This window comes from Thermocladium sp. ECH_B (assembly GCA_001516585.1).
In the GTDB taxonomy this organism is placed as follows: Archaea; Thermoproteota; Thermoprotei; order Thermoproteales; family Thermocladiaceae; genus Thermocladium.
This window is the reverse complement of the sequence record LOBW01000065.1, coordinates 1-10,620: the sequence shown is the minus strand read 5'-3', so window position 1 is coordinate 10,620 and position 10,620 is coordinate 1. Positions and strand designations below refer to the sequence as shown.

The window sequence follows — 10,620 nt, the reverse complement described above, 5'->3', positions numbered from 1 at the left end:
CATGGCTAGCCCTATTATTGCCTCAGATGAGCCCGTGGTGACAACGACGTTCTCCGGCTCCAATTTAATGCCTGAGTACCGCTTATAATCCTCCACTATTGCCTCCCGTAATTCCCGGATGCCTGGAGTGGGCGTATAGGAACTCATGTTAAATGAGTTGGCGAGTAATTGCTCAGTGAATTCCTTAAGCATTGCCTGGGCCGGCGGGAGACCGGGTTGCCCTATATGCATTTCTATCACATCGACGCCGCGTGACTTAAGCTCATCTACGGCGCCCAGTGTTTCCCTTATCCTGGACCCGGGCAAGATGCCGACGCGACTTGAGATCTTCATACGTTCATTGCCGATATTCACTCATTTTTAAGCGTAACCCTAAAGCATTCCCCAAGGCGTGGATAAAGCGTGCTTGGCGGCCTCTCGCCATGATGGTGATAAAACGAACGACAAACCTCGCCCTTTAGGGCGGGGAGGAGGCCAGTTTCATTGATTACCGACTAGGGAGAAGCCGAGGGGAGTCGCCATTGCTCTAGTCATGGCGCTTCTCCTCTCAATCCATATTAGTCCCATTGATTCAGCCCTACTTATCGTCGTGGGGGGCACTCCATTCACTGAAAGTAGGTCGCTAAGGGACGCTAGAGTCGATGCACCGCCTAGTTTCTTCACTAGGAGAGTCAAGGCCTTAATTACATCTTGATCCACACTCATAATTGTCCCCTCATAGATAGATGCTTGGCTATCATGCACATCTATTAATCCATACTCNCGCCTAGTGATTAATTGCATTTTATTATTGAATTGACCCCTGAATTCGCGCATGGATGGCATGCCCACGTTGGGTACGTACACTTCATCGGCTAGGAATAATGCGTCTTCCTTAAACGTATTTGTGAATATGCGTAACTCGCCTTTCCTGTTTAGCCTGAGGAGATTCATTATGTCTGGGTAATTTAAGTAATAATCGCTATAGATCTCCAACGCGACATCCTTGAAGGCAACGGCTAATGCGAATCCAATAATTGTGGAGGCGGGCTCGATCGGGGTCAAGGCATATGATGAGCAGATGCCCGATGCAGTTGCATCGCTGTCCACATTTATCGAGAATCGCAGTGATGCGCATAGTTCCCCGTCGCAATTATTGATGAAGTCCTTGAAGTCCACATCAATCGCAACATGGCGTTGGGGGAAATTAATGGATGAACTTAACCTATAAAGCACCATCTTCTCCAGATCGCTCAGCACGTGGTTAATACCAGTATCAATGCAATTAGGGGCCCTTCTCCAAGTCAATCCCAGCGGCTCCATTAGACGGGGAGAACCCACTATTAGCTTTATCATTATGAGGCCACATAACTCGTGAATTCTCCTTGAGTGGTGTCGACTATTATTGAACTGACTTGATAGCAACCGGCCCCGCCATACATGACGGAGACGGTGTCTCCCGGTTGTATTTGCGTATTACCGATTAAATGAGTCGGTTCCCCATTTATGGATGCGGAGACGGGGGAGCAATCAGTGGCATTGATACCTGACTGCTGGAGTAGGAGCGGCGAGCCGATGATCGATATTGGGCTCACTCCAATGTCCTTGACGTTCACTATAAGCATGTTGCTTCCAGCCGTGTTGGCCGAGACCGCAACAACGCTTGACCCCACGAGTGATTTATTTATGGCCGGCCATAGAACCGCCAATAGAATTACCATTACCGTTATGGATATGGCCACCCACACCACCTGACTTAATCCTTTTCTTGTTTTTCCATTAGTCATGCCTAGCCATGCATCGCTTTAACTTAAATAAGTGACGCATGAAGGGAACCAATGATATATAGCTTTAATAATGGNTGAACCATTAAATCGTCATGAGAAGCAAAGGAATATCATCGCTGGGAACGCTAATCGCATTGATCGGTGTGATAACCCTGATCCTAGCGACAATCCCGTACTTCACTATGCAGTACGAGGCCAATGCCGCGGCTGAAAATTACCAGCAATTGATTAATGTCCTCCAATATAGATGCATGCATCAGGAAGCAGCGAATGAATCCACTATAATGCCTCTCTGCGTGATGGATAATGGCACCATAATAATGATGAGCCAATCACCGCCACAACCAATGAAGAATTAAGGCAGCTGGTTTCCATGGGCTTGGCGAGCGCCTGTGGAGGCCAAGGTCTAGCTCCCATAACTATAAATATTTTTGGAGAATCAAGTAGATGTGGCGGAGGCCAATTTCTGTGGCGTCAGCAGCGGCGATGTCTATGTGGATTCCATGCTAGGATGGCTGGCCAGGTGGCTACGCATGCTGGGCGTCGAGGCTCACTACGATGCATCCTATGACGATGATTTCCTGGCGCGCGTTCCTGGGCTAGTGATTACCCGGGACGAGCAATTATACAGAGCGAGAAGGGGGAGCGCCATACTGCTTATAACTGATGATCACTTGGTTTGGTTAGCCGTGATGAGTAGGGCCCTTGGCATTGATTTAAGGATTGAGTTCGGCAAATCCCTTTGCCCCATATGCGGTGGCCACTTGACCAGGATTGGGAGGAGGGATGTCGAGTCCTTATTGCCGGCGAAAGTTGTGGAGCAGCATGATGAATTCCTTAAATGCATTAATTGTGGGAAGCTTTATTGGGTTGGCAATCATCATAGAAAGATTCAAGATATATTGATCAGAGCCATGGAATTAAGTAAAAGAATCAATTCTATATGCATGGATGGAAGCACAATATTTAAAATTCAATAAATGACGCGGAACGGCATTGATGAGTGAATTCAAGCCATTATCGCTCGAGGATGGAATTGCCGCAGTGCGCTTCGCTAGATCCGTTGTGGAGAGTAGACTAGGCTTAACGCGGAACCTGAATCCATTGACATCCACCATAAACACGTTGAGGCTTGGGGTCTGGGTAACCATAGAGAAGATAATTAATGATGCTGGAGTAATGAGGAGAGTTGTTCGAGGAAGCATGGGTTCCCCAATCCCCATGAATAGGCTACCCATGGATCTGGCCCTAGTCTCCGAGTATGCCGCATTTAATGACCCCAGGTTTAGCCCGTTGACCTCAGCCGAANTGGATCACTGTATTTTCGAGGTGACCCTCGTGGGCAACATGAGGGAAACAAAGCTTAGCGAATTCAATGAATTTGTGCCGGGGCGTCATGGATTGCTCATCAAGATTGGGAGGGGAACCAAGGTAATATTGCCCCAAACACTTGTTGAGGCAGCAATACAGAGGCGAAATGGCGAGCCATTTAAGAATAGAGATGAATTACATGGCTTTATTTGCACGCTGATAGGCGATAAATGTGGAGAGAAATGTGAGGCATGCAATGGATCCGCCTATATTTACGATACGCAGATATTTTATGAGCTGGAGCCGGGAGGACGGGTCGTGGAGCGCATGATATATAGAAACAAGTTGTTCACCTATATTAACCAAAAGAGTTAAAAAGCCATTATTAGGTTATGGAAACGTGAGATAATGTATATTAAGTTCTACACGATATCGGAGAGATTCGATGAGTATGAGAAGTCATTGAAGTCGCTGGTTGAGAACCTACGGAACCAATTAAGCAAAATGGGGGAGAACCCCGATAAGGTTAAGCTAACAATAGTTAAGGTCAAGCCTGAAACCGCTGCTGAAACCGCGAAGTACGTGGGCGAAAAGGAGGAGAGGAAGATCCCGCCTCAACTACGGTACTTAATATCGGCGCTGAGGCAGGATGGGATAATGATGCTTCCGGCCATGGTGATAAATAACAAGAAGATTTTCGAAGGGGAACCAATGCCCATGGATCAGATAACCACCATCATACTGAACGAGGCCAGGACCGAGTTCAGCATAGAGCTGCAGCCGCAAAAGGCGGCTCAACAATCGCCACAGCCTCAGCAGCAATTACCACCGCCGCCTCCACCACCAACTCAACCACAACAACAGCTCCCCGTGTCGCCTCCGCCGCCCCAGCCACAATTACCACCGCCGCCTCAATTGCCGTTATTGCCGCTGCCTCCCGTGTCGCCTCCGCCGCCCCAGCCACAATTACCACCGCCCCCAACTCAGCCGCAGCAACCATTGCTTGATTTAATGGGTCAACAGAGTTCTAGGCAGTCGGCGGTGGAGGGGGCTCTTCGTGGAGTAACGGTTACTGGCTTTAAGCTTGTTATGGGGAGGCCGGATAATTGTAATGACTGTATATATTATGGATCAACTAGGGGCAGGTGCTTATTGTTTGGATTTAAGGTTGGTGATCCAACTCATCCGCCATGTAAATCNCCAGGCCTTAATTGAGGCGCCACCGTNATGTTTGAAGTGGAAATAAAGTACAGGGTTTCTCTCCTCGATGACTTAAGAAAAATAGTATCACTGATGGCTAAGCCTATTGGTATAAGCGTTGAGGAGGATCATTACTTTAACCANCCATGCCGCGACTTCGCTCAGTCAGATGAGGCAATACGCATCAGGATCCACGGTGATGGGGAGGTTATTATGACTTATAAGGGTCGAAGGATTGGGTCTGTGGGTAAGTCTAGAATGGAGATTAACCTAAAGGTGGATGATTACGATAATGCGGCTTTAATGATGGCTAGCCTAGGATTCAAGGAGGTCGCCGTAATAAGGAAGCGCAGGGAATTATTCACAGTGGATAAATACACGATTTACTTGGATAATGCAGATAACCTAGGCAAGTTCGTGGAGGTGGAGACCATGGTCAGCGATGAATCATTAATAGATGAGGCTGCCCAAGATATCCTTAAGTTCGCCCAGGAAAAACTCGGCCTTAAACCGGAGCAAATAGAGCGGCGCACGTACTTGGAATTAGCCATGCAGGCCCCCTCCCAATAATAGAGGGCCTTCATTAATTGAGCTAGTTGGGGGGTATTTGCTTAATCCCTATGCATTGCATTTTATTGCATTATTAATCTATGGAGCCTCACGCTGCATTTGGTGCAAGTGATCACCTCCTCGATTACTTGTCCATCCTCTGCAGTGAATGAGTGCCTAAACACTAGTTTCATGGGTTCACCGCATGAGGGACATGGACCATCACTTATGGTTGAGTTACTTATCTTGTCGTAATTAACGGTAAGCAGAGTGCCTAGCACGAAATTGAGTTGGCCATCCATGTCCCCCGTATATACTGGGTATACTCTGGCCCTCAATCCTTTGCCCAATAGATTTGCTTTCTCTATTGCCGCATTTAATTCATCGGCCAAGTAGTATGGTCTCTCCGAGATAATTATAACGGAATCCACCTTATCCAGCATGAATTCCTTCACTGCATCATCTATGGTTAACCATGACCAATAATCCTTAATTGGGACAGCTATCATTACGATCATATTGGCGAGACCCATCAATGCGCTTCTCTCATTGAGCTCAATCAGCTTGAAGCCGCGCCTCTCCATTAACTCCACTGCACGCCTTAACTCGCCTGCTTGATCCGGCATTACTCAGACTCGGGGGCAGGGTATTTTTAAGTGATGTGACAAGATCGCTTAGTTTTTTAAAGAGGCATTGGATCTCATCCAGTGGTGGATCTAAGGGAGTACATGGATGAGTTACGCAAGAGAAATGAGTTAGTGGAGGTGGATGAACCGATTAGCCTTGATCTCGAATTACCGGCAATAGCTAGGAAACTGATGTATAGGGGGGGACCGGCAGTAATATTTAGGAGAATTAAGGAAAATAGTCTCCCAGCCGTGGTGAATCTATTCGGCACGTGGGAGCGTGTTCAGGTAGCTATGGGGAATGCATCCATTAATTCGCTGGAGAAGAACATTTCATTAATGCTTAAGCCTAGATTCGCCTCGCTCAGCAATGCGATTAAGTCATTAAGCGAGGTGGCGGAGATGGGTAAATTTCTNCCCCGCGTAACGAATAAGTCGCCCGTGCATGAAGTGGAGTGGAAACGCATTGACTTAAGGAGGATACCGGCCATTAGGCAATGGATTGGGGAACCGGCGTTCTTCTATACAATGGGCATAACATTCATTGAGAGGGATGGAGTCGTGAATTTCGGGTACTATAGAATACAGGTATTAAGTGAGGACAAGATTATAATGCATTGGATGCCGAATAGAAGGAGCGCAGAGTACTCTAGGCACACCAATGAGGTTGCGATAGTTTTCGGGCCCGATCCACTCCTCATGTTGATGGCGGCCACCCCGATTCCGCATCCCCTGGATAAGGTGCTGGTCACGGGCATGCTGAGCGGGAGAGGCATTGAGTTAAGTGAGGGGCGAACCATAAGCACTCATTACCCAGCTCGAGCAGAGGTAGTGATTGAGGCGGAGTTAACGGGCGAGTACGTCGAGGAGGGGCCATTTGGGGATCACGTGGGCGTGTATAGCATTCGTAAGCCTTATCCCGTGGCTAAGGTAAAGGCGATATACTCCAGGAGCGATGCGGTGGTTCCAGTGACTGTGACGGGGAAGCCCGTGTTGGAGGATGGCAATATGATTCTCTTCGCCAATCAAGTGATAATTCCCATGCTTAAGCTCATGATGCCGGAATTAATTGATATCTACATGCCGCCGAGCGGGCTTGGCTATGTTTACATTGTGTCCATTAGGAAAACAACGCCGGGGCAGGCGAGGAAGGTGATGACCATGTTATGGTCATTATCGCCGCTTTACGGCAAACTAATAATAGTGGTTGATGATGATGTGGATGTCAGGAACATGAATCAAGTAATGTACGCAATATCGGCCCACATGAATCCAGCAAGGGATCTATTGATAATAAGCGATTATCCAACGGAGGAATTGGACCCATCAACCCCAATCCCGAACCTGGGCAGCAAGGTTGGAATAGATGCCACCAGGAAACTGCCTGAGGAGTATGGTGGGCAAAAATACCCTGAGGACGCTGCATCTAATCCAGTTATAGAGGAGAACGCGGAGAAAATGGTCAATGAGTTGCTGAGGAGGTGGAGGCAATGATTAAGTGCAAGGTTCAATTAAGCAGCGATAGGTACGCCAGGGGCGAAATGATATTCATAATAATCAGTAATGTAGGCGATGACTCGATAAAGGTGAGTAAGTGCATTATAGAATCGATGGGGGTATCCATAGAGAAGTACGTGAATCAATTACTGAGGCCTGGTGAATCAACCACGGTGATTTGGGATCAATACCGCAATGGGGACCCAGCGGATCCAGGCGAGTATAGGGTGACCTGTATTGCCGGCGACGCCAATTGCTCATCGTCATTCACGGTAATGCCCTAATAAGGCCCCCAACGCACTCTATAGGTTCTCCTATACACTAGTCGCCTGCTCCAGTAGAAGCCCAGAGCCAAGCCAACCACAAAGCCCAGGAGGTGGCCGAGGTAGGCTATGCCGTAGCCCGCGGCGAGGGGACTTAATAGGAATATTATCGATATTATGTTTATTGGGTTGGATAATATGGCCCACCTATATGGACTGGCAATCATGAACCCAACTATTCCAAAGAGGGCGCCGCTTGCGCCAGCTATTGCCGTGAGGGGTGGGTAAATATAGACGGATAATGCAGCAACTATGCCGCTCACGGCGTAGACCTCCCAGAATAGCCTAGCGCCGAACCTAGACTCAAAGAAGGGGCCGAGGAACCATAGGGTCAACATATTGAAGAAGTAGTCCAGGAACGTGGGGTCATAAAACATGGACATGAAGACTCCAAGGACATTAGGCACAAGGGGATTATTGGTCACTAGGAACCATGGACGATACACAGCAAATAGGGAAGTGAATAGGTTACTTATTGATGGACTCACCAGCGCCGGTATCGATATGACGCTGTTTATTATGAATAATTGAACAGTGGTGCTCCAGCGATTCATGAATGACCGTGAACCAATCATTACCGCCAGCCTAATAACGGACTTAATAAGCCTAGTGCCGAAGATGAATATTCGAGGAGGATAGGCGCGGAAAACTCAATAACCGCTAAACAATTGCTTACCTCATGTGGAGATTACCGGATTCAGAATACGCTAAAAGGCTTGAGGCGCTACGGCAAAAACTGGTGAGCGAGGGAATTGATGCCCTCTACCTAACTAGTGCGCCAAACATATTCTACCTAACTGGGTACTTCATGATCCAGACTGAGCGACCCCTCGCCGTGCTTATCTCGGCCAAGTCAAGCGATGTGGTATTCATGGGACCAATGGTGGAGAAGGGGCACGTGGAGTTCAGGAGCAGGGTATTCACGGAGGAGAATTACTACTTTGATTACCCCGGCGATGTGGAGCCCATGATGATGTTCAGAGACACCATAATCAGCGTTGCTAAGAGAAGCGGATTAAAGGTGATTGGAATGGATAACCCCGCGGGCGCATCATCGTTCTGGGGATACAGCGGCAGCGACTTATCGGCTCTCTTGAAGAAGGAGGGATTGAGCATTAAGCAAGTCAAGGGAATAATTGAGGAGATGCGGATCATAAAGACAAGCCTAGAGATCGAGCTAATCAGGGAAAGCGGGAAATGGGCTGCTCGAGCCCATGAAATACTGATGAGCAAAATAAGGCCCGGCGCATATGATTGGGAAATATCGCTGGAGGCAAGCCTAGAGGCTAGCAGGGAAATGAAGCGGGAAATGGGGCCCGAATACATGCCTCTAACGGATAGCGTGCCGAACTTCATAGGATTCAGGGGTCAAGTAGGGGAATACTCGGCGTATCCACACGCATTAGCCGCTCCACGACCTATACGGGAAAACGACGTATTGGGAAGCGGGGCGGGGCCGGATGTAGGGGGCTATCACTCGGAGCTGGAGAGAACAATAATAGTGGGCAATCCACCTGAGGCTGAGAATAGATTTAACGCGATGATGAAGTTAAGGGAAGCAGCGCTCTCAGTAATGGGGCCCGGCGTCAAGGTTAAGGAAGTGGATGAAGCAGTGAGGCGGAAAGCCAAGGAGCTTGGAGTAACGGATCACTTGAGGCACCATGTTGGCCATGGCCTAGGCATAGAGGGGCATGAGCCTCCATTCCTCGATATAGGATACAATGCCGAGCTTAAGCCCGGCATGATTGTTTCATGCGAGCCAGGAATATATTACCCAGGCAATGGCGGCTATAGGCACTCCGATACTGTTCTCATCACGGCGAACGGCATAGAACTATTAACTAAGTTCCCCGATGGATTTGAGGAATTGAGGGTTTCGAGGAGGTAATTGAATTATTTTTGTTGATTGCGTGTCTAATTAGTGGTAACGCATATATAAACATTACCTCCAAGAATTATCACACGGCCTCGGTTCCAACAACATCCATCTCTATCTCATTTATGCCGCACTTAGCCACATCATTTAGATTAGCGGCAACGCATATTAATTGCCTCATGGTTAATGGACCTAATCTACTTATCTTGTCTATGGCATCCATTGACAGGGAGAGCGCGTTAGCTATGTCTTGAATATCATCAGGCCCAACGTAGTCCGGCAACATTATGGTGGCTAGCCTCATTACTTCAAAGAGCGGCATATCGACCTTAGCTATTAAGTCAACGACGTCGGGCAGCATTGTTACCACTAGGTGAGTTGAATCCAGCAGCCTCATGTTATTCCTAAAGCCATGCATTGCCTCAATGAATTTGAATGCCCGTGGATCATCCTGTGAAAGCAATCCCTCATCTACCTCCATTATGATTCTTCCCCCCAGTCTACTCACGGCCTCATTCAGCAATCCAAGGAATGTTATTGGATGGATGCGGGCCAGCTCTATAAGGTCCTGAGGACCCAGTTTGGAGAATGCCTTCAGGTTCCCCTTCTCTCGCCTAAGCGTTTCCTGTATTGACCTTATCTTCTCCATGTTATCCATTATGAGCGAGGCCACCATCGCCGATAAATCCCGATCGCTGGAGCCAGCCATATCGGTATAGAAACAATTCTGAAGCTCGCCACACATGCTGAGGAGGAGCGTTGTCTTGCCTGAACCAGCTCTGCCTATAATTGTTATTAATTGGTTCCCATTCCTTATATGGCGAAGAACCTCCTCCTTAGCCCTGAGCCAGGATGGGCCTAGGAGCCTCACTGAATTGAATTTGCCGGTCACGAGCGCCCTCTGCATCTAGTTCACCTTCTTAATTAATCCATAATAGGATGAACCCACCTTGATCCTATGGGAGCCGCCGTACGCCAATATATACGACTTGGAGCCAAGCACTGCCTTAATCACCATTTCCTCGGCATCATTGCCATCAATGCCTAACTTAGTCGATATTGCCTTTATCACTGACCCTATATCTGCATACCCAGTTAATGGATTGGCGGATTGCCTTATTGCCTCATCCATTACCTTCACGAATGCTTCGCGGGATGGAGGCATGAGCAGTGCACGCGCCTTTCCCACGGCATCCACATCCATCAACGCGACCCTATAACCAGAGCCATGCTTCTGTATCGCTAACTTGCCTTTCTCGCTGAGCCCCTTTATTAATGCATCCGGATCATTAATCCACTTACTTAATATATCGATGTATTGCCTATATGGAGCGTATACTGCTCCTCCCTCGCCTCTATCTCCAATCAATACGCCCACGAGAAAGACTAAACCGACCTCATCCATTGACACATTAATGTGAAGCCTCAATAAAAAGCAATTGATTAGGAAACTCCGCGGGATTCAGGGCTTA

At 48.0% G+C, this 10,620-nt stretch carries 14 protein-coding genes and 1 pseudogene; 8 read left to right on the top strand and 7 right to left on the bottom strand.

Features of this window, described 5'->3' with window-relative positions; all coding sequences use genetic code 11:
• The 3 genes and pseudogenes from AT710_07770 to AT710_07760 form a co-directional block, all read right to left on the bottom strand.
• A pseudogene (locus AT710_07770) lies at positions 1 to 333 on the bottom strand.
• 147 nt (positions 334 to 480) lie between these two features.
• Positions 481 to 1,335, bottom strand: a complete 855-nt coding sequence (locus AT710_07765; protein KUO91031.1) for a hypothetical protein — start codon at positions 1,333 to 1,335, stop codon at positions 481 to 483.
• Positions 1,335 to 1,766 carry a hypothetical protein gene (locus AT710_07760; protein ID KUO91030.1) on the bottom strand — a complete coding sequence of 144 codons (432 nt, stop codon included), beginning with the start codon at positions 1,764 to 1,766 and terminating at the stop codon, positions 1,335 to 1,337. The genes AT710_07765 and AT710_07760 overlap by 1 nt, the downstream gene beginning before the upstream one ends.
• 92 nt (positions 1,767 to 1,858) lie before the next feature.
• On the opposite strand from AT710_07760, the gene AT710_07755 reads away from it, so the two are divergent.
• From AT710_07755 to AT710_07735, 5 genes are all read left to right on the top strand, one after another.
• On the top strand, positions 1,859 to 2,125 hold the full coding sequence (locus AT710_07755; GenBank protein ID KUO91029.1) for a hypothetical protein: 267 nt from the start codon (positions 1,859 to 1,861) through the stop codon (positions 2,123 to 2,125).
• A gap of 90 nt (positions 2,126 to 2,215) precedes the next feature.
• A complete protein-coding gene (locus AT710_07750) occupies positions 2,216 to 2,746 on the top strand; it encodes a hypothetical protein (GenBank protein ID KUO91028.1) in 531 nt (176 codons plus the stop codon).
• Between the two features lie 19 nt (positions 2,747 to 2,765).
• Positions 2,766 to 3,452, top strand: a complete 687-nt coding sequence (locus AT710_07745) for a hypothetical protein (protein ID KUO91027.1) — start codon at positions 2,766 to 2,768, stop codon at positions 3,450 to 3,452.
• 33 nt (positions 3,453 to 3,485) lie between these two features.
• Complete coding sequence (locus AT710_07740; protein ID KUO91026.1) at positions 3,486 to 4,292, top strand: hypothetical protein; 807 nt, start codon at positions 3,486 to 3,488, stop codon at positions 4,290 to 4,292.
• A gap of 12 nt (positions 4,293 to 4,304) precedes the next feature.
• The gene (locus AT710_07735; protein ID KUO91025.1) at positions 4,305 to 4,847 is read left to right on the top strand and encodes a hypothetical protein; all 543 of its coding nucleotides are present in this window, start codon (positions 4,305 to 4,307) and stop codon (positions 4,845 to 4,847) included.
• 62 nt (positions 4,848 to 4,909) lie between these two features.
• On the opposite strand, the gene AT710_07730 is transcribed toward AT710_07735, so the two are convergent.
• Complete coding sequence (locus tag AT710_07730) at positions 4,910 to 5,452, bottom strand: hypothetical protein (GenBank protein KUO91024.1); 543 nt, start codon at positions 5,450 to 5,452, stop codon at positions 4,910 to 4,912.
• Between the two features lie 102 nt (positions 5,453 to 5,554).
• Here AT710_07730 and AT710_07725 point away from each other — a divergent pair, with 102 nt between their 5' ends.
• Together AT710_07725 and AT710_07720 are read left to right on the top strand one after the other, a co-directional pair.
• Positions 5,555 to 6,946 (top strand): ubiquinone biosynthesis protein UbiD, encoded by a 1,392-nt coding sequence (locus AT710_07725; protein KUO91032.1) that lies wholly within the window; start codon positions 5,555 to 5,557, stop codon positions 6,944 to 6,946.
• The gene (locus AT710_07720; protein ID KUO91023.1) at positions 6,934 to 7,233 is read left to right on the top strand and encodes a hypothetical protein; all 300 of its coding nucleotides are present in this window, start codon (positions 6,934 to 6,936) and stop codon (positions 7,231 to 7,233) included. Before AT710_07725 ends, AT710_07720 begins: the two co-directional genes overlap by 13 nt.
• On the opposite strand, the gene AT710_07715 is transcribed toward AT710_07720, so the two are convergent.
• Positions 7,230 to 7,847: a hypothetical protein gene (locus AT710_07715; protein KUO91022.1), complete on the bottom strand. Its 618-nt coding sequence runs from the start codon at positions 7,845 to 7,847 to the stop codon at positions 7,230 to 7,232. The two genes, AT710_07720 and AT710_07715, sit on opposite strands and share 4 nt — an antisense overlap.
• Positions 7,848 to 7,951: 104 nt before the next feature.
• On the opposite strand from AT710_07715, the gene AT710_07710 reads away from it, so the two are divergent.
• On the top strand, positions 7,952 to 9,160 hold the full coding sequence (locus AT710_07710) for a hypothetical protein (protein ID KUO91021.1): 1,209 nt from the start codon (positions 7,952 to 7,954) through the stop codon (positions 9,158 to 9,160).
• Positions 9,161 to 9,230: 70 nt separating this feature from the next.
• Here AT710_07710 and AT710_07705 read toward each other — a convergent pair whose 3' ends face one another.
• Together AT710_07705 and AT710_07700 are read right to left on the bottom strand one after the other, a co-directional pair.
• On the bottom strand, positions 9,231 to 10,055 hold the full coding sequence (locus AT710_07705) for a hypothetical protein (GenBank protein ID KUO91020.1): 825 nt from the start codon (positions 10,053 to 10,055) through the stop codon (positions 9,231 to 9,233).
• Positions 10,056 to 10,553 carry a hypothetical protein gene (locus tag AT710_07700; GenBank protein KUO91019.1) on the bottom strand — a complete coding sequence of 166 codons (498 nt, stop codon included), beginning with the start codon at positions 10,551 to 10,553 and terminating at the stop codon, positions 10,056 to 10,058.
• Positions 10,554 to 10,620: the final 67 nt, after the last annotated feature.

Excerpts from the sequence above, each read along its gene's own strand:
- AT710_07760 (KUO91030.1), bottom strand. The coding sequence starts at position 1,766 with ATGACTAATGGAAAAACAAGAAAAGGATTAAGTCAGGTGGTGTGGGTG.
- AT710_07755 (KUO91029.1), top strand. The coding sequence starts at position 1,859 with ATGAGAAGCAAAGGAATATCATCGCTGGGAACGCTAATCGCATTGATC.
- AT710_07730 (KUO91024.1), bottom strand. The coding sequence starts at position 5,452 with ATGCCGGATCAAGCAGGCGAGTTAAGGCGTGCAGTGGAGTTAATGGAG.
- AT710_07715 (KUO91022.1), bottom strand. The coding sequence starts at position 7,847 with ATGATTGGTTCACGGTCATTCATGAATCGCTGGAGCACCACTGTTCAA.
- AT710_07710 (KUO91021.1), top strand. The coding sequence starts at position 7,952 with ATGTGGAGATTACCGGATTCAGAATACGCTAAAAGGCTTGAGGCGCTA.
- AT710_07705 (KUO91020.1), bottom strand. The coding sequence starts at position 10,055 with ATGCAGAGGGCGCTCGTGACCGGCAAATTCAATTCAGTGAGGCTCCTA.
- AT710_07700 (KUO91019.1), bottom strand. The coding sequence starts at position 10,553 with ATGGATGAGGTCGGTTTAGTCTTTCTCGTGGGCGTATTGATTGGAGAT.